This is a genomic window from Streptomyces eurythermus (assembly GCF_014649115.1).
GTDB classification, from domain to species: domain Bacteria; phylum Actinomycetota; class Actinomycetes; order Streptomycetales; family Streptomycetaceae; genus Streptomyces; species Streptomyces eurythermus.
In genome coordinates, this window is the sequence record NZ_BMSK01000009.1 from 203454 (window position 1) to 219382 (window position 15929).

18 protein-coding genes and 1 tRNA gene are annotated in these 15929 nt (G+C 69.5%); 8 read left to right on the forward strand and 11 right to left on the reverse strand.

Going from position 1 to position 15929, the window contains the following annotated elements:
* Nucleotides 1-94: 94 nt before the first annotated feature.
* Genes IE251_RS19145 through IE251_RS19155 form a run of 3 tightly spaced genes read right to left on the reverse strand, consistent with a single transcriptional unit; the run spans nucleotide 95 to nucleotide 4106 of the window.
* A complete protein-coding gene (locus IE251_RS19145; RefSeq protein ID WP_189754201.1) occupies nucleotides 95-1900 on the reverse strand; it encodes a DEAD/DEAH box helicase in 1806 nt (601 codons plus the stop codon).
* Nucleotides 1897-3330: a ParB N-terminal domain-containing protein gene (locus IE251_RS19150; RefSeq protein ID WP_189754202.1), complete on the reverse strand. Its 1434-nt coding sequence runs from the start codon at nucleotides 3328-3330 to the stop codon at nucleotides 1897-1899. Before IE251_RS19150 ends, IE251_RS19145 begins: the two co-directional genes overlap by 4 nt.
* A 56-nt stretch (nucleotides 3331-3386) precedes the next feature.
* Nucleotides 3387-4106, reverse strand: a complete 720-nt coding sequence (locus tag IE251_RS19155; protein ID WP_229896844.1) for a KpnI family restriction enzyme N-terminal domain-containing protein — start codon at nucleotides 4104-4106, stop codon at nucleotides 3387-3389.
* 324 nt (nucleotides 4107-4430) lie between these two features.
* Here IE251_RS19155 and IE251_RS19160 point away from each other — a divergent pair, with 324 nt between their 5' ends.
* Complete coding sequence (locus tag IE251_RS19160; RefSeq protein ID WP_189754203.1) at nucleotides 4431-5435, forward strand: helix-turn-helix domain-containing protein; 1005 nt, start codon at nucleotides 4431-4433, stop codon at nucleotides 5433-5435.
* Between the two features lie 23 nt (nucleotides 5436-5458).
* On the opposite strand, the gene IE251_RS19165 is transcribed toward IE251_RS19160, so the two are convergent.
* On the reverse strand, nucleotides 5459-6091 hold the full coding sequence (locus tag IE251_RS19165) for an ATP-binding protein (RefSeq protein ID WP_189754204.1): 633 nt from the start codon (nucleotides 6089-6091) through the stop codon (nucleotides 5459-5461).
* Nucleotides 6092-6308: 217 nt separating this feature from the next.
* Between IE251_RS19165 and IE251_RS19170 the strand changes: the two genes are divergently transcribed.
* The 3 genes from IE251_RS19170 (at nucleotide 6309) to IE251_RS19180 (ending at nucleotide 7766) form a co-directional block, all read left to right on the forward strand.
* Nucleotides 6309-7154 carry a helix-turn-helix domain-containing protein gene (locus IE251_RS19170; protein WP_189754205.1) on the forward strand — a complete coding sequence of 282 codons (846 nt, stop codon included), beginning with the start codon at nucleotides 6309-6311 and terminating at the stop codon, nucleotides 7152-7154.
* Nucleotides 7155-7370, forward strand: a complete 216-nt coding sequence (locus IE251_RS19175; protein WP_189754206.1) for a DUF397 domain-containing protein — start codon at nucleotides 7155-7157, stop codon at nucleotides 7368-7370.
* A 69-nt stretch (nucleotides 7371-7439) separates the two neighbouring features.
* Nucleotides 7440-7766, forward strand: coding sequence for a Scr1 family TA system antitoxin-like transcriptional regulator (locus tag IE251_RS19180; RefSeq protein ID WP_189754207.1), 327 nt, complete (start codon nucleotides 7440-7442; stop codon nucleotides 7764-7766).
* A 63-nt stretch (nucleotides 7767-7829) separates the two neighbouring features.
* Here IE251_RS19180 and IE251_RS19185 read toward each other — a convergent pair whose 3' ends face one another.
* Both IE251_RS19185 and IE251_RS19190 read right to left on the reverse strand, forming a co-directional pair.
* Nucleotides 7830-8315: a DUF2267 domain-containing protein gene (locus IE251_RS19185; protein WP_189754208.1), complete on the reverse strand. Its 486-nt coding sequence runs from the start codon at nucleotides 8313-8315 to the stop codon at nucleotides 7830-7832.
* A 296-nt stretch (nucleotides 8316-8611) separates the two neighbouring features.
* Entirely contained in the window at nucleotides 8612-9040 is a 429-nt protein-coding gene (locus IE251_RS19190) for an Hsp20/alpha crystallin family protein (RefSeq protein ID WP_189754209.1), read from the reverse strand.
* A gap of 167 nt (nucleotides 9041-9207) precedes the next feature.
* On the opposite strand from IE251_RS19190, the gene IE251_RS19195 reads away from it, so the two are divergent.
* Nucleotides 9208-9510, forward strand: a complete 303-nt coding sequence (locus IE251_RS19195) for a hypothetical protein (RefSeq protein ID WP_189754210.1) — start codon at nucleotides 9208-9210, stop codon at nucleotides 9508-9510.
* An 82-nt stretch (nucleotides 9511-9592) separates the two neighbouring features.
* On the opposite strand, the gene IE251_RS19200 is transcribed toward IE251_RS19195, so the two are convergent.
* Nucleotides 9593-10549, reverse strand: coding sequence for a GlxA family transcriptional regulator (locus IE251_RS19200; protein ID WP_189754211.1), 957 nt, complete (start codon nucleotides 10547-10549; stop codon nucleotides 9593-9595).
* A 153-nt stretch (nucleotides 10550-10702) separates the two neighbouring features.
* On the opposite strand from IE251_RS19200, the gene IE251_RS19205 reads away from it, so the two are divergent.
* Nucleotides 10703-11170: a hypothetical protein gene (locus tag IE251_RS19205; RefSeq protein WP_189754212.1), complete on the forward strand. Its 468-nt coding sequence runs from the start codon at nucleotides 10703-10705 to the stop codon at nucleotides 11168-11170.
* Nucleotides 11171-11221: 51 nt separating this feature from the next.
* Here the strand turns inward: IE251_RS19205 and IE251_RS19210 are convergent, their stop codons facing one another.
* A complete protein-coding gene (locus tag IE251_RS19210; protein WP_189754213.1) occupies nucleotides 11222-12760 on the reverse strand; it encodes an MFS transporter in 1539 nt (512 codons plus the stop codon).
* A gap of 62 nt (nucleotides 12761-12822) precedes the next feature.
* Nucleotides 12823-14136, reverse strand: coding sequence for a DUF445 domain-containing protein (locus IE251_RS19215; protein ID WP_229896845.1), 1314 nt, complete (start codon nucleotides 14134-14136; stop codon nucleotides 12823-12825).
* Between the two features lie 141 nt (nucleotides 14137-14277).
* On the opposite strand from IE251_RS19215, the gene rdgB reads away from it, so the two are divergent.
* Nucleotides 14278-14880 (forward strand): RdgB/HAM1 family non-canonical purine NTP pyrophosphatase, encoded by a 603-nt coding sequence (gene rdgB / locus IE251_RS19220; RefSeq protein WP_030782678.1) that lies wholly within the window; start codon nucleotides 14278-14280, stop codon nucleotides 14878-14880.
* A gap of 4 nt (nucleotides 14881-14884) precedes the next feature.
* Here rdgB and IE251_RS19225 read toward each other — a convergent pair.
* A tRNA-Leu gene (locus IE251_RS19225) sits at nucleotides 14885-14971 on the reverse strand.
* A 46-nt stretch (nucleotides 14972-15017) separates the two neighbouring features.
* Entirely contained in the window at nucleotides 15018-15485 is a 468-nt protein-coding gene (gene bcp, locus IE251_RS19230) for a thioredoxin-dependent thiol peroxidase (protein ID WP_189754214.1), read from the reverse strand.
* 103 nt (nucleotides 15486-15588) lie between these two features.
* Here bcp and IE251_RS19235 point away from each other — a divergent pair, with 103 nt between their 5' ends.
* Nucleotides 15589-15918 carry a DUF3618 domain-containing protein gene (locus IE251_RS19235; protein WP_189754215.1) on the forward strand — a complete coding sequence of 110 codons (330 nt, stop codon included), beginning with the start codon at nucleotides 15589-15591 and terminating at the stop codon, nucleotides 15916-15918.
* Nucleotides 15919-15929: the final 11 nt, after the last annotated feature.

Below are 15929 nucleotides of genomic sequence, written 5' to 3' on the forward strand. Positions count from 1 at the left end.
TCCTGCCCCGAAGGGGCCCGGGCCATTCAGGCCACGCGGCTTGCGTCGTGCCGGTGAACCCACCGGCACGACGCGGCCCGGCACCGGCCCCGCCTCACGCACCGCCGATGTGCCGGAGCAGCGCCTCGATGTCACCGGGCGCCAGTCCAGCCGCTACGGACGGCTCTTCCTCCAGATCGGCAAGCTGCTGAACCGTAGGGTCATCGAGGATCTTCCCCATGAATTCAAGCTTCTGGTCCAGCCGCACCTCAACGACTTCGTCGATCGTGCCACGCGCCGCGATCACGGTGACCCGTGTTTCCGTGTCGGGTGCGAGCCCCAGGCGGTGGATCCGGTCCAGGCTCTGCAGGTAGCGGCCGGCCATGAAGTCCCGGTCCACGTACACAGCGTCGTGGCACACGTGATGAAGGCTGATTCCCTCTCCCAGGGTCGCCGGGTTGGAGATCAGCACCATGCAGCTGGGATCCTCACGGAAACGGCGCAGCTGCTCCTCCCGGTCGGGTGTGCCCCCGTGCACCACAGCCGGGCTGTACTTCTCGAGCATCTGGGCCAAAGTGGTCAGGCTGCGCACGAAGGTCGTCCACACCAGGGTCTTGCGGCCCTGTGCGGCATTCTCGGCGATGATCGCCAAGGCTTCCTTGTACTTGGGGGACAGCTCGTAGTCCGGCAGGTTCTGCATCAGCGAATACAGGGAACTGCCGGCCGGGATCTCCAGCGGAGGCAGCTGGTAGGCGAGCGGCTCGTGCCTGGTGGCGCCTTCCAGCAGCAGGGCCGGGCTGGTCGCCGCCATCAGCAGGCGCAGCGCTGTCTTGCCGAGCGCGCTGAGGTCGTCGCGTGCGGTTCCGTTGGACATGCCGCCCACCAGAGAGCTGTAGATCTCGGCGTGCAGGGCCGGCATCTCGACGTAACGCATCCGCAGGGTCATCGGCGGGAGACCGAGTTCCTGCTTAGTCGTCCGGGTGAACAGCGGCCGCAGGACCGTACTCGCGTAGGCGAGGTCTCCCCCCGCTACCGCCCTGGTGACCGCCCGCTGACCGTGGCCCGGCCAGACGAAGCCCATGAGGTTCTCCAGGTCCTTGGCGCCGTTCGGAGCGGGCGTTCCAGTCAGGATGAGACGGCGTTCGGCGAGCGGTCCTAGCGCCATGCACGCGGCGCCGTAGGTGCCGCGTGCACCGAGCTTCATCCGGTGGGCCTCGTCGAGGATGATCATCGAGGGGGCGGCCTTGAGCCAGTTCGCCAGGAGCGGGAGCGAGCGGTCCAGCCGCTCATAGTTGACGATGAGCACCTCGGCCCACTCATCCAGCGAGCCGTCGAGGACGTGGGTGCGCAGCGGGTAGTTGAAGCAGACGGCGGTCTCATAACGCCAGGACTCGTACGCCGACTTGGGGCAGACGACCAACAGCCTGCTAGCGGCGCCCCGTGCCCGCTGAGCGGCGTAGACCGCGAGTGCCACACGCGTCTTGCCGGCACCGGGCACGCTGAAGTTCGCACCGTGTCCGAGCGAGAGCAGCTTGGCGACATCCCGGCGCTGGAAGGTGTTGAGGTCTTCCTTCCAGGTGTCTCCGAGCATGCTCAGTACGTCGTCGGCGGCAACCTCCGCAGGTGCCGAGGAGCCGGCCAGCCGCTCTTCGACCAGCCTGGAGTCCTGGACCACTCCGGACACGAGGTTCCGGAGCTCCGGGGCCCAGTCGACACCGGCCGGGTGAGGCCAGTTGCTGAGAAGCGCCAGGTTCACCAGCAGTTCGTCCAGAGCCACCGACGCGGAGAGGGGGCCCAGCTGGCCACCGGTACGGAACCGGCCGGCCAGCTGGACGAGGTCCTGCCGGTACTGCTCAGTGGTCCGCAGGACCACACGGGTGCGCGAGTCGTCGAACCCGAGGTGCAGGGACGTTTCCGTCACTGGGTGCCCTCCGCGGTGGCGGCTGCCAGGAGCCAGGAGACACCGTCACCGGGGTTCGGGATCCCGCGCCCGGCCTGCTGGGCGAGCTTGCGCAGGCTGCCCCGGAGCTTGAGTACGGCCTCGTCGAAGGCCTCCTCGTCCAGGCTGTTCGAGGTACGGGCCTGAACCAGCTCGATGACGCACTGATCGATGTTGACGCAGGCGTCCGCGAGCCGGGCCGGCGCGAGCTGCTTGCGCTTGCGGAGCCGGGCGTCACGGCCAGCGTTCTCGATCGCCCGGTCAAAGGCTTCCTTGGCCTGGTCGAGAAGGGCCTGCGCCGAGGCCTTTTCGCTGTCCGGCAGCCCTGCGGTCGTATCGCGGACGGTAGCTGCCGCCCGGAGGATACGGTCGTTCAACGCGCGGGCCGCCGATACGGCCGACGTGGCCGCCGGCACTTCCAGGTCCAGCCCGGGGATGGACACCGACGCGGGCTGGGCAGTGGACCCGCTGTCAGCCAGCTCAGCCGGCAGTACCTCCTCCAGATATCCCTCCTTCAGGAACGCCTCGTCGATGTGACGCAGGTCCGTCTTCGAGAAGTTCAGCAGGATCGCGGCCAGGCGCCGCTCCTTCACGATTTCGGCCTGGTCCCGGTCCAGGTTCTCCAACTTGGCGTAGAGGCGCTGGAGTTCCTTGAGGCGTTCCTGTGCGCCCTCCCAGTCGACCAGCCGCAGCGCGACTCCTCCGCCGCTCGCGCTGCGGTCGTTCAGCTCCTTGATCGTGCTGAGGATCCACCGCTCCTGGTGGTACGTCGCGGTCCGGATCCGGAATTCCTTGGCGATCTGCTCGGGCGTCCGGCCCATCGCCGCCTGCTCTTCCATGGCGATCAGCCGGTTGATGTACGAGTAGTCACGCCGCTGGTCCTGACGGAGCTGGAGCGCCAGCTCCACTGCGTCGATGTCGGCCTGCGTGAAGGACGACGGGAGTACACCCACCCTCATCGACTGCTTGCCCAGCTCCCGCAGGGCGACGGCACGCGTGTTGCCGTTCACCAGGACACCGTGGTGGGTGACCAGCCCCGGCTCGTTCTGGCCGAACTTGTCCAGGTCCTCCTTCAGCTTGTCGAAGTCGGGATCCCGCAGGTCCGGGTCGGAAGGCTTGGCCTGGAGCAGGCTGCGCAGGTAGTCCTGGCCGGCCTCTCCGAAGGGGTCCTTGTCGAGATTCCGGTCCTGGTCCGGCTTGTGGGTGCGCTGGGCGCGGATCCGGTGCGTACCCGGGTTGAGGTAGAGGTCGTTCAACGGGAGGTCGATGACGTCGACATGGATCTGCTGCCCGTTCCAGTCAACCGTAACGGTTTCCCGGGTACCTCCAGCGGCCCTCACCTCCTCCAGCCTCTTCCTGATCAGCTCACTGACCGTCTCCGCGCGCGGCGGCGGCGGGAACTCCCGCACCATGTCCTTCCCCGTCCCTTCTGTTGCCGGTCCTGTCAGCTTGCGTTGCCGGTCCTGGATCAGTCGGCCAGGTCACCGATGGCCTGCGCGACGGCGGCGCGCGACTCCTGGGGCAGCGTCCGGTAGATGCCCCAGATCTTCTCAATCGGGCTGAACGAACGCTGGTCGGCGTCGATCCACTTCGCGAAGAGGCGCCGCTCCACCGACGAGAGATTCTCCACGAGGTCCAGCAGCGCCCCGAGGTCAACCTCACGGTCCGCCCCGCCGCCGGTCCCGCACTTCTTGCACTCGGTCACGAGCTGGTAGTCGGCGGTTCCGTCAGACCGGAGCACCTTACGCCGGGAGACGTTGAGCTTGGCGAGCTCGATTCCGCCGTCCTCATAGGCTTCGCCGGCACCGATACCGCACGACCGGCACAGGTGGTTGTCGTCCTGCAGAACCTTGGCGCGCTGGGCGGCGGTCAGGCTGGACTTGTGCTTCGGCGCCTTGGACGCGCCAGGAATCCAGACATCGGCGCCCCGGGTCACAAACCGCTGTTCCTGCTGAAGCAGGGAGGGGTCGTCGCGGCTCGTGTCGATGCGCCAGCCGTGGTCACGCAGGTCGCGCAGCCTGCGGTCGATCTGCGCGACGTCCGGAAACGCCTCGCGCAGCTGGGCCTTGGTGAAGATGTTGCCCTCCCCCACGACGGAGACCAGCCACAGCGCTGCCCGGACCATGCTGCCGAACTTCTTGTCCTGGTAGGACGGAATTTCTCCCATTAAAGCCTCCGTGAACTCCATGCCAACGGCACGCCTTTTATTCCGAAGAGTGCTGTGACTGCGACTGACAGTGCACGCCACACGGTCTCCGCGCTCCCCCCGCTCCTCAGCGGCTCATTCAGCTCACACCACAACAGCACGGAAGTCCAGCCTCTTTCCAACTTGCGCCGGGTAAGCATTTTTTGCGGGCTGGACTTGCTCGCTGCGAGCAAGTCCAGCCCGCAAAAAAGTGGCAGGAAAGGCTGGTGCAGAAGGCCTTAGCTGGGGGCACAATTGCCCAGTCTGAGACCAGGCTTGAGGTGCAGTCACTGGCCGCGCCCAGGCGTTCCAGGGAGGGGTATTCGCATGTCATCAGCTGGACACAGTCCGGTCAGGGGCGGCTGGCTGGATCCTCGCAAGCCGTTCAAGGACGGCGTACGCCCCAGGAAGCGTCAGCTCGGCCTGGCGCTGCGGGCCTTGTGTCGCCTACTGCATTTGGATGAACCGGCGGAAACGGGAAGAAGGCCCCTCAAGCAGGCAGAGGCAGCAAACCGACTAGGCTGCGCCGCTGATGAGCTGTCGCGGTATCTGAACGACACCCGGATTCCCTCGCAGGATTTCCTGGAACGCCTGCACAAGGAAGCTGGCGCCGACGCCGCCGCCAGCGGTCAGGACGTCGGTATCACCCTCGAAGCGCTGCTAAGTCTCCGCACCAGCGCCCTGGCGGAACAGCAAGGGTGCGAGCACTGCCAGGAGATGAGCGGACGAATCGATTCGCTCATCCAGCAGCTGAACGCACCCTGCCCACAGTGCGCGGCGCACGAGCGGCAGCAGGAAGCGCGTCGGAGGCAGCGGAAAAAGCTCGCCGCCCGGTTGCGGTCCGCGAGCAGGGAGCAGACAAGACTGCGGCTGGAACGGGCCGAGCTGAAGGTAGCCGTGGCCGATTTGAAGGCCGAGCTGACTGAAAAGCTAGCCGTTGAAGCCGGCCTGCGAGAACGTCTGGCGGCGGCACAGGGCACCGGGGGTCAGCTGCCGGTCCCCCGTCAGCCGGGGGACCGGCAGCTGAGCGCGAGAGACGTGTCGGCGGCACGGCAGCTGGTTGCGCAGGCCGAAGAACTGGACGGATCCGGCCGGGAAGACCTCGCATTCACCCTGCTCCGACAGGGCACAACCGAGTTGCTGACCCCGGCCGAGACCGCGCTGGTCTTCGTGGAACTGAGGCATCGGCAGCGTGACCGGCTGGCCAACGACCTGATCCACGTATACGGACGGGACCAGGAGAAGCAGGATGTGATGGCGGTAGCCCTGGAGTTGCATGAGGCAGGTGCGCCAGATGACGCCGGCGCTGTACTGCGAGCGGCGCTCGGGTAACGCGCCGGCACTGCCCCCGTCCGTCAGGCGGCGTCCGCCTCGCGCTCGTAGTGCATCTGGGCACGGTCAAGAAAGTCATCCGGGTCATGCCCGCGGGCAGCGGTCCAGTGGAGCAGGTCGGCGATCAACTCGACTGCGGACTCATCAAGGCTGGCTTCGCGGCTACGCCCTTGCCGTCTTGGAGCGTCCTCGGTGCTTTGATACCTCTCCAGTACCTGGGCAGCCCGCTCAATCCGACGGCAGTCCATGCCCAAGCCGAGCGGGATCTCACACCAGACCGCCTTGCCGACGGCGGTCAGAATCACGCCCCAGTCAGCGGCCAGGCCAGCCACGAGGTGCAGGCCCCGGCCGCACTCGTCGTCGCATTCCGCCTTCTTGGCGGATGGAAGGGCGGGGCTCCTGTCGTGGACCTCCATCCGTAGCCGGTCGCTCTTCCATTCCAGCACCAACGTGGCCGCCGCGCCGTCACCTACGTGCTTGACGACATTTGTCGCCAGCTCGGTGACGATCACTTCGGCCTCGTCGGCTACTGCCGGCATCCCCCACCTCGCCAGCTGCCTGGCGGCCGTGTGCCGCAGCATGCCTACCTCAACTGCCGCCGCTTTGAAGGGCAAGACGCAGCGCAGCCGGCCATCGGTCGTTCCGGAGATGGGCATGACCACCCTCCCTCCCAGGCCACGCACATGCCCGCGCCTGCCGTATCCGAACGGCTGCAGTGCGTAGCGGTCTGGGCTTGAGCATGGCATAGGAGAACTCTCATCGTGCAACTTCTCACGGGCCTCGATCGAGTGAATCCGGTGGTGAGGCCGGTTCGGCGCTCCCTAGCCTGAGGGATCTCCGGGCCGCGCACCCGGCCCACGGTGAAGGAGCCGAATGTCCGAGCGAACCACCACACGCAGACGCCAGCTTGGCGCGACCTTGCGCAAGCTGCGTGCTCGCAAAGGGCTGACGCTTGAGGAGGCCGGGCGGCTCGTCGGCGTCTCAAAGGCGACGGTCAGCCGGTACGAAACCCAGGCGGGACCGGTCAGGTGGATCGTCGTTGAAGCGCTGTGCCGTGAGTACGGAGCGACCGAGGCCGAGGCGAAGGCCGTAATCGGCCTGGCGAAGGACGCCAAGCAGCAGGGCTGGTGGAACTCCTTCGCGGACTCCATCCCCGAGAGCATGAACCTGTTGCTCACCCTTGAGGACGAGGCAGTCCGCGAGAGCCACTTCTCCTGCGTCTACGTGCCCGGTCTCCTCCAGACGAGGGCCTACAGCACCGCAGTTCAGAAGGCCAACGAAGTACCTCTTGGCCAGGAGGAGATCGAGCGTCTGGTCGACATCCGCATGAAGCGGCAGGAGATCCTTACCCGTCCGAAGCCGCCGCGGCTGTGGGCGATCCTCGATGAGTCAGTCATCCGCCGCGTCGTCGGTTCGCCCCGCGTCATGAAGGAGCAGCTCGGTCGGCTGCTCGAAGCGAACGAGTCGTCCCACATCACGCTCCAGATACTTCCGTTCGCCAAGGGAGCCCACGCCGCGGCGCTGGGAAGCTTCGTCATCATCGGCGGACCCGAGCCGGCCCTTGACGTGGTGTACGTCGACTTCCACGCCGGCTCTCTCTTCCTGGAGAAGGACGAGGAACTGGACCGCTACAGACTTGCGTTCGAGTACCTTCAGGCACAAGCGTTGGACATGGAAGCCTCGTCCGCCATGATCCACGGTGCCCTCAAGGAGCTGTGAATGTACGTCGGCGCTCAGCCCGAGTCCGAGCCCAGGTGGTTCAAGTCGTCGTACAGCGGTGGCAACACGACCGAGTGCGTTGAGTGTGCGCGCACCGGCACCGGCATCCGCGTCCGGGACTCGAAGTGCGCCGACGGCCCAGGCATCACCGTTCACGCCGACGCCTGGCTTTCATTCGTGGAGTCTTTGGCTCAGCCATGGCCGTTGGAGCACTGAAGGCTTCAGCGTGGAGCAGCTCGCGTGGCTCCGGCCAGCCCCGCGCGGCACGAGCATGGAGCGTCAGCCTTGTACACGAACGTCGGGGTCCGGGAGTCATGGCGCGGGCAGATTAAGCGCCTGCTCCGCGACATGGCCCTGCCCTCTCTCCGTCTCGGCATCCTCCCGGCCACCGCCGAGGTGGACGTCGTCCCGATGCCCGGCTTCAACATGTACGACATGTACGACGGCCGGCGAGCCCACTACGAACTCGTCTCGTCCGGCGTCGACGTGACCGACCCGGGCGAAGTCACCTTGCACGACAAAGCATTCGACGCCGTGAGCCGTGCGGCCAGTTATGGAGATTCCGCCCGCAGCCTGACCAGCAAGGCCCTGGCCTTCTGGAGCGAGGGCTGACACCTCCAGACCTTCCGCTGGGCGCCACCCATTGCTCTGCGGCGCCCAGGACCCCCGTACCGCCTACGCCATCGCCGCCAACTCCGCCCGCCCGAACAGCAGGGCATACCCCGGAGGCAGCTGGGACAGCACCCGCGTCGTCAAGGTTTCGCCGATTCGGGCGGCGAGGACGCTCAGGACCGAGCTGACGTCCCAGCGGGCCGTCGCCGGGGTCGCGCCCTCGATGCGGGTGGCGACCGAGTCGACGAACTCGCGGGCCGTCAGGGGGTGGGTCGCGGGGATCTGGGAGGCGATGACCCGGCCGGCCTCGGGCGGGAGCGCCTGCGCCAGGGCCACGCGTTCGTCGCCGGTGACGTGGCCGCCCAGGGCCGACAGGACGATGCGAGTGATGCGTTCCGCCTCCGCCCTCGTCGTGTACTGGCCCGCTTCGCGCACCGCCTCGGTCAGCTCCAGCCAGCCGGTGTCCTCGGCCGCGTCCCGGGGGCGGGGACGGGGCGGAGGGGTCTGGGCGGGGACGGTGATTCTCGGCTGCGGGGTGGTCACGGTCATCGTGCTGGCTCCTCCTCCGGAACACTGCGGGGCACCGGCAACCGGGTACCCCGTAACGCGGCGGGCATGAGCGGTAGTTCGGCCAAAGAGCGGCGTGTGGTGTCTCTGGTGGTGTGTGGTTCCTTGTGACGTGTTGTGCTGATTTATCGCCCTGTTGGCGTGGCGGTTACGGGCCCCCTCGCGGGGTGATGGGGTGCAGGGTGCGCCCGGGCGCGTCCCGGGTCCCGCTCCGGCCACGGGGCGCGCCCGTACCGGCCATGGCCGCCGGCCGCCGGCGGTGGCGGTGGCGGCCGGGTTCAGCCGCTGATCTGCCTGCGGCCCGGTCCGCCGCCGGTGATCTGGATGCGGCGGGGCTTGGCCTGTTCGGCCACCGGGATACGCAAGGTCAGGACGCCGGCGTCGTACGGGGCGTCGATGCGGTCCGTGTCGAGCGTGTCGCCCAGGAACAGCTGGCGGGTGAAGGTGCCCGTCGGCCGCTCGGCGACCAGCATCTCCGCGTCCTCGGGAGCGGGGCCGCGCCGTTCGGCGCGGACGTTCAGGACGTTGCGCTCGACGTCCAGTTCGATCGTCTCGGGGTCGATGCCGGGCAGGTCGAAGTGGACAAGGAACTCGTCTCCGGACCGGTAGGCGTCCATCGGCATCACGGCCGGGCTCACGGCGTTCGCGCCGAGCACCTGCTGCGCGAGCCGGTCGAGTTCACGGAACGGATCCGTGCGCATGAGCATCACAGGTCACTCCTCTCTTCAGGCGCTGCGTGCGATGCCCTTCGGCTTCTTATATAACTCTCCGCTGGAAACTTGACAAGCCTCGACTCAGGTTCGTTCCGCCCTCCGACCTGCGCGTTAACCTCGGGACAGACATCACGGTCAACGAGGGTTACCAGGAGGCACTCATGGCCAGGGTTCCCAGCGCGGTCGTCGCCGCCACCGGGCTCGTCGGCGGCTACGGCGTCGCCCGTTGGACCAAGAAGCGGCAGCTGGGCGGGGCCGTGCTGGCCGTCGCCGGGGCCGCCGCCGCGCAGCAGTGGCGCTCGCGGGCCGGCGGGAAGGCCGCCGGTGCGCTCACCGCCGCCTACGTCGCCGCCTTCGCCGGCTCCCACCCGCTGGCCAAGAAGGTCGGCGCCTGGCCGGCCGTCCTCGGTGTCGCCGGCGCCGTCGCCGCCGCCGCCTGGGCCGTCGCCGACCGCAAGGCCTGACGGGCCGCAGAGCGACAGCGCGCACAGGGCCTGACGGCCACCGGACATCACGTACCGGGGGCCACGGGGCGGGCGGCTGTCCCTACGACGCCCTCTCCTCCGCCCGGAACGCCCTCCGGTACCCCTGCGGGCTCGTCCCCACCACCCTCCGGAAGCGTTCCCGGAAGGCCGTGGGGGAACCGAAACCCGTCTGGGCCGCGATCCGTTCCACGGGGTGGTCCGTCGTCTCCAGCAGGTACTGGGCCCGCCGCACCCGGGCCCGGTGCAGCCACTGCAGCGGTGTCGTACCGGTCTGGTCGCGGAAGCGGCGGTTGAGGGTGCGGGTGCTCATGCCCGCCTTCGACGCCATCTCGTCCAGCGTCAGATCGCGGTCGCAGTGGTCCTCCAGCCAGCGCAGCAGCGGCTCCAGGGTCGCGCCGGCCGGTGCCGGGGGCAGGTCCCGGACGATGAACTGGGCCTGCCCGCCCTCCCGTTCCAGCGGCATCACGGACATCCGGGCCGCGTACGCCGCGACCGCCGAGCCGAAGTCCTTGCGGATCATGTGCAGGCACATGTCGAGCGCCGCCGCCGCGCCCGCCGACGTCAGGAACTGGCCGTTGTCGACGTAGAGCACGTTCGGGTCGACGGTCACCTCCGGGTAGCGCGCCGCCAGGTCACCGGCCGCGATCCAGTGGGTCGTCGCGCGCTTCCCGTCCAGCAGGCCGGTCGCCGCGAGGAGGAACGCGCCCACGCAGACCGACGCGATCCGGGTGCCGTTCGCCGCCGCCGCGCGCAGTGCCTCGGCCACCCCGGGCGGCAGCGTCTCCGGCGGGTCCGCGACGCCCGGCAGGATGATCGTGTCGGCCTCCGCGAGCGCCTCCAGGCCGTACGGCGCCCGGACCGTGAAGGTGCCCGCCGCGACCTCCTCCCCCACCCCGCACACCCGCACCCGGTACGGCTCCCGGCCGTCGGGCAGCCGGGCCCAGCCGAAGGTGTCGACGGGGGCGGACAGATCGAACGGGATGACGCCGTCCAGCGCCAGTACGGCCACGGTGTGCATGGCAGGAACCTAGCCGTACGACCGGTTGTCGCCAACCCCCGGCGAGCAGGCCGGACATGGGGTGTACGCCGTCCGCCACCGGTGGCGGGAATCCGTTGACAGGTGGCAATCCCGCCGCTTCCGTGTGATCCCGCCGCCTCCTAGCGTCGCCCCGTGACCAAGTTCCTCCTCGCCGTGCACGTCATCGCCGCGATCCTCGCCATCGGGCCCGTCGCCGTCGCCGCCAGCATGTTCCCGCCCGCCGCCCGCCGGGCCCTGGCCGCCACCGGCCCCGGCTCCGGCTCCGCCGACGCCACCGCGAGCCTCCACCTGCTGCACCGGATATGCCGGGTCTACGCCGTCGTCGGCGTCGTCGTCCCGGTCTTCGGCTTCGCCACCGCGAGCGAGATGGGCGTGCTCGGCAGCCCCTGGCTGGTCGTGTCCATCGCGCTGACCGCCCTCGCCGCCCTCGTCCTGGCCGCGGTGATCCTCCCGGCCCAGACCGCCCTGCTCGAATCCGACGGCGGCGGCACCCGGAACCCCGCCGCCCGCCTCGCCATGGCCACCGGCCTCTTCAACCTCCTCTGGGCCGCCGTCACCGTCCTGATGATCGTCCGCCCCGGCTCCACCACCGGCGCCTGAGAGCCGGACCCAGCCGCCCCCCGGCGACCCCGGCGACCCGGCGCCGTACGCTCACGGCCTGCTCGCCGCCGGCGGGGCCGAGGGGCCGCCGCCCCGCGAACCCGGCCGCGCCGCCGCCTTGGCCCGGCTCGCCACCGCCGTCAGCGGGCGGGCGATGTCCTCCAGGGAGCGGCCTTCGGCCCGTACCGCCAGGAACACCGCGACCAGGCCGGCCGCGCACATCAGCGCCGCGCCGATGGAGAAGGCCAGGACCGTGTCCCGGACCCGGCCGGTGCCCGTGAGGTCGGCGAACAGCAGCGGGCCGCTGATGCCGCCGGCCGCCGTGCCGATCGCGTAGAAGAAGGCGATGGACATGGCGCGGGTCTCCATCGGGAAGATCTCCGACACCGTCAGATAGGCGCTGGAGGCGCCCGCCGAGGCGAAGAAGAGCACCGCGCACCAGCAGGCGGTCAGCGTGGCCGCGCTCAGCGCGCCCCGGTCGAACAGCCAGGCCGTGCCGAACAGCAGCAGGCCCGACAGCAGGTAGGTCGAGGAGATCATCACGCGCCGGCCGACCGTGTCGAAGAGCTTGCCGAGCAGCAGCGGGCCGCAGAAGTTGCCGGCCGCGATCACCGCGAAGTAGTAGCCGGTGTGGTCGGCGGGCACGTCGTAGAACTTGGTCAGGATGGCGCCGAAGCCGAAGGTGATGGCGTTGTAGAGGAACGCCTGGCCGATGAAGAGGGAGAAGCCGAGGACCGCGCGCCTGCGGTAGCGGCCGAAGACGGTGCGGGCGATCTCCAGGAAGGAGACGCTCTTGCGCTGGTGGATCTCCAGCTCGCCCTCGGCGTCCGGCAGCCGTTCGCCGCGCTCGGCCTCCACCCGGCGTTCGATGCCGGAGACGATCTCCTCGGCCTCCCGGTCCCGGCCGTGGATCAGCAGCCAGCGCGGGCTTTCCGGGACGTGCCGCCGTACCAGGAGGATGACCAGCGCGAGGACGGCGCCGAGCGCGAAGGTCAGCCGCCAGCCGAGGTTCGCGGCCAGCAGGTCGGTGTTCAGCGCGACGATCGACAGCAGGGAGCCGCCGACCGCGCCCAGCCAGAAGCTGCCGTTGATGACCAGGTCGACCCGGCCGCGGTAGGCCGCCGGGATCAGCTCGTCGATGGCGGAGTTGATCGCCGCGTACTCGCCGCCGATACCGAAGCCGGTCAGGAAGCGGAACAGGAAGAACCACCAGGCCTGCCAGGAGAAGGCGGTCAGGGCGGTCGCGGCCAGATACACCGCCAGGGTGATCATGAAGAGGTTCCGGCGGCCGAACCGGTCGGTCAGCCGGCCCCAGAACAGGGCTCCGGAGCAGGCGCCCGCGACGTAGAGCGCGGCGGCGACGCCGGTGACCTGCCCGGAGGAGATCGCCAGGCCGCTGCCGGACTCCGACAGCCGGCCGGCGATGTTGCCGACGACCGTGACCTCCAGGCCGTCCAGGATCCATACGGTGCCCAGCCCGATCACAATGGTCCAGTGCCAGCGGGACCAGGGCAGCCGGTCCAGCCGGGCGGGGATGTTCGTGGTGATCGTCCGGCCGGTCCGCGCGGTCGGCGTCTCCGCTTCGCTCATGGGCTCCCTCCTCGTCGAAGGACGGAAAAGCGGGTGCCCCGACCGCGCCGGAACAGTCCCGGTCAGGCTCCCAGGCCGCGCGAGACCGCGTAGATCAGCAGTCCCGCGAGGGATCCCACCACCGTGCCATTGATCCGGATGAACTGCAGGTCGCGGCCGATGTGGGCCTCGATCTTGCGGGTGGTGTGCTCGGCGTCCCAGCCCGCCACGGTGTCCGTGATCAGCGAGGTGATCTCCTTGCGGTAGGTCGTCACGACGTGCACCGCGGCGCCCTCCACCCAGGCGTCCACCTTGCCCTGCATCTTCTGCTCGGTGGCCATCCGGGCGCCCAGGGACAGCAGCGCGGACCGCACCCGGCGGCGCAGTTCGCTGCGCTCGTCCTCCGCCGCGGCCACGATCATCGACCGTACGGCCGTCCAGGCGGACGCGATCAGGTCCTGCACCTCGCCGCGGCCCAGCACCTCGCTCTTGAGCCGCTCCACCCGCGCCCGGGTGTCGGTGTCGGACTGGAGGTCGCCGGCGAAGTCGGTGAGGAAGCGGTCCAGCGCGCCGCGCGCCGGGTGCGAGGGCATGTCCCGCATCTCGGTGACGAACCGCAGCAGTTCCTTGTAGACGCGCTCGCCGACCTTGCGGTCCACGAAGCGGGGCGTCCAGCCGGGCGCGCCGCCCTCGACGGCCACCATCACATCGGCCCGGTGCAGCTCCAGCCAGTCGTGGGCGCGGGACACGACCAGGTCCACCATCCGCCGGTGCCCGCCGTCGGCGACGACCTTCTCCAGCATCTTGCCGATGCCCGGCGCGATCTCCTGGGCGTCGGCCCGCCGGGTGACCGCCTCGCCGACGACCGCCTGCACGTCCGAGTCGCGCAGCACGGTCAGGGCGCCGCGCAGGGCGGTGGCCAGTTCCGCCGTCACCCGGTCGGCGTGCTCGGGTTCGGCCAGCCAGGCGCCGAGCCGGCTGCCGATGCCGACCGCGCGCAGCCGCTGCCGTACGACGTCCTCGGAGAGGAAGTTCTCCCCGACGAACTCGCCCAGCGAGACGCCCAGCTGGTCCTTCTTGGTGGGGATGATCGCGGTGTGCGGGATCGGCAGCCCGAGCGGGTGCCGGAACAGGGCGGTGACCGCGAACCAGTCGGCGAGCGCGCCCACCATGCCGGCCTCGGCCGCCGCCGCGACATAGCCGGCCCAGGCCCCGGCGCCAGCGTTCTGGGCGACCTTGGCGAGGACGTAGACCACCGCGACGAACAGCAGCAGGCCCGTCGCCGTGAGCTTCATGCGCCGCACCCCGCGCCGGCGCTCCTCGTCGGCGGGGGTGAACGCCGTCATGGTGCGGTACGACGCGGCCCGCTCCGGTGTTGTCGTCTCGGTAGGTTCCATCAGCTCCACCCGTTCGGTGATCCCCGCGCACAATTGTCCCCGCCTGTCCGACTCCCGGACCAGAACTGGAGTTCCCCGGCGTCGCCTGATGAGTGCGGGGCAGGCGAGGGGGTGGCCGGGCGGGAAGGAATACTGTCGGGCATGACCCGCTTGATCCTCGCCACCCGCAACGCCGGAAAGATCACCGAGCTGAGGGCGATCCTCGCCGAGGCCGGACTGCCGCACGAACTGGTCGGCGCCGACGCCTTCCCCGAGGTCCCCGACGTGAAGGAGACCGGCGTCACCTTCGCCGAGAACGCCCTGCTGAAGGCGCACGCCCTGGCCCGGGCCACCGGGCTGCCGGCCGTCGCCGACGACTCCGGGCTGTGCGTGGACGTCCTGGGCGGCGCCCCCGGCATCTTCTCCGCCCGCTGGGCCGGCCGGCACGGCGACGACGAGGCCAACCTCAGGCTGCTGCTCGCCCAGCTCTCCGACATCGCCGAGGAGCACCGCGCGGCCCACTTCGCCTGCGCGGCGGCCCTGGCGCTGCCGGACGGCACCGAGCGGGTGGTGGAGGGGCAGCTGCGCGGCACGCTGCGGCACGCCCCGGCCGGCACGAACGGCTTCGGCTACGACCCGATCCTCCAGCCGGAGGGCGAGACGCGGACATGCGCGGAGCTGAGCCCAGAGGAGAAGAACGCCATCAGCCACCGGGGCAAGGCGTTCCGGGCGCTCGTCCCCGTGGTGCGGGAGCTGCTGGGCTGATCTCTGGTGCGGCCGGAGGGACTCGAACCCTCACGGGAGTTACCCCACTGGGACCTAAACCCAGCGTGACTGCCAATTCCACCACGGCCGCCTGGTGCTGCCCGGCCATGCTAGCGGCCGGGCAGTGCCCGCGGACGTCAGATGCCCAGATCCTTGATGATCTTGGCCACGTGGCCGGTCGCCTTGACGTTGTACAGGGCGCGTTCGACCTTGCCGTCCTCGTCCACGACCACCGTGGAGCGGATGACGCCGACGACCGTCTTGCCGTAGAGCTTCTTCTCGCCGAAGGCGCCGTACGCCTCCAGCACCTTCTTGTCGGGGTCGGCCAGCAGGGTGACCTTCAGGGATTCCTGCTCACGGAACTTCGCGAGTTTCTCCGGCTTGTCCGGCGAGATGCCGATGACGTCGTAGCCGGCGGAGGCCAGGACCTCCAGGTTGTCGGTGAAGTCGCAGGCCTGCTTGGTGCAGCCGGGGGTCAGGGCGGCCGGGTAGAAGTAGACGATGACCTTGCGGCCCTTGTGGTCCGAAAGGGACACCTCGTTGCCGTCGGCGTCGGGGAGGGTGAAGGCGGGGGCAACGTCCCCGGGCTGGAGTCGCTCGCTCATCGCACTAGCGTAACCGGGGGCCCTTGCGGTGCGGTGCGGCCATGAGCTGACAGACTGTTGGTCAAAGCAGCAGCAGATTTCGGCAGACTTCGGAGGCCGTACGGTGGCGGACACGTCGGACACCAGAACCCCGGCGCAGATCGAGGCGGACATCAGGCGCCGCCGCGAAGTGCTGGCCGAGACGCTCGACGAGATCGGGGTGCGGGTGCATCCGAAGACCGTCGTCGGGGACGCGAAGGCCAAGGTCGTCGCGAACGTCGATCACACGGTCGGACGGGCGTACGTGCAGGTCAACCGCGTCGTGAGTGATGTGAGGGCGCGGTTCACGGACGAGGAGGGGGCGCCCCGCCTGGAGCGGGTGGTGCCCGTGGCGATGGTCGTCGTGGGGGTCGTGGGGCTGCTCGCCCTGGGGGCCCGGCGGCGCAGGGACTGACCGGGAACAGG

Excerpts from the sequence above, each read along its gene's own strand:
- IE251_RS19190 (WP_189754209.1), bottom strand. The coding sequence starts at position 9,040 with ATGCTCATGCGCACGGATCCGTTCCGTGAACTCGACCGGCTCGCGCAG.
- IE251_RS19160 (WP_189754203.1), top strand. The coding sequence starts at position 4,431 with ATGTCATCAGCTGGACACAGTCCGGTCAGGGGCGGCTGGCTGGATCCT.
- bcp (WP_189754214.1), bottom strand. The coding sequence starts at position 15,485 with ATGAGCGAGCGACTCCAGCCCGGGGACGTTGCCCCCGCCTTCACCCTC.
- IE251_RS19200 (WP_189754211.1), bottom strand. The coding sequence starts at position 10,549 with ATGCACACCGTGGCCGTACTGGCGCTGGACGGCGTCATCCCGTTCGAT.
- IE251_RS19165 (WP_189754204.1), bottom strand. The coding sequence starts at position 6,091 with ATGCCCATCTCCGGAACGACCGATGGCCGGCTGCGCTGCGTCTTGCCC.
- IE251_RS19195 (WP_189754210.1), top strand. The coding sequence starts at position 9,208 with ATGGCCAGGGTTCCCAGCGCGGTCGTCGCCGCCACCGGGCTCGTCGGC.
- IE251_RS19215 (WP_229896845.1), bottom strand. The coding sequence starts at position 14,136 with ATGGAACCTACCGAGACGACAACACCGGAGCGGGCCGCGTCGTACCGC.
- IE251_RS19150 (WP_189754202.1), bottom strand. The coding sequence starts at position 3,330 with ATGGTGCGGGAGTTCCCGCCGCCGCCGCGCGCGGAGACGGTCAGTGAG.
- IE251_RS19210 (WP_189754213.1), bottom strand. The coding sequence starts at position 12,760 with ATGAGCGAAGCGGAGACGCCGACCGCGCGGACCGGCCGGACGATCACC.
- IE251_RS19185 (WP_189754208.1), bottom strand. The coding sequence starts at position 8,315 with ATGACCGTGACCACCCCGCAGCCGAGAATCACCGTCCCCGCCCAGACC.
- rdgB (WP_030782678.1), top strand. The coding sequence starts at position 14,278 with ATGACCCGCTTGATCCTCGCCACCCGCAACGCCGGAAAGATCACCGAG.
- IE251_RS19175 (WP_189754206.1), top strand. The coding sequence starts at position 7,155 with ATGTACGTCGGCGCTCAGCCCGAGTCCGAGCCCAGGTGGTTCAAGTCG.
- IE251_RS19155 (WP_229896844.1), bottom strand. The coding sequence starts at position 4,106 with ATGGAGTTCACGGAGGCTTTAATGGGAGAAATTCCGTCCTACCAGGAC.
- IE251_RS19170 (WP_189754205.1), top strand. The coding sequence starts at position 6,309 with ATGTCCGAGCGAACCACCACACGCAGACGCCAGCTTGGCGCGACCTTG.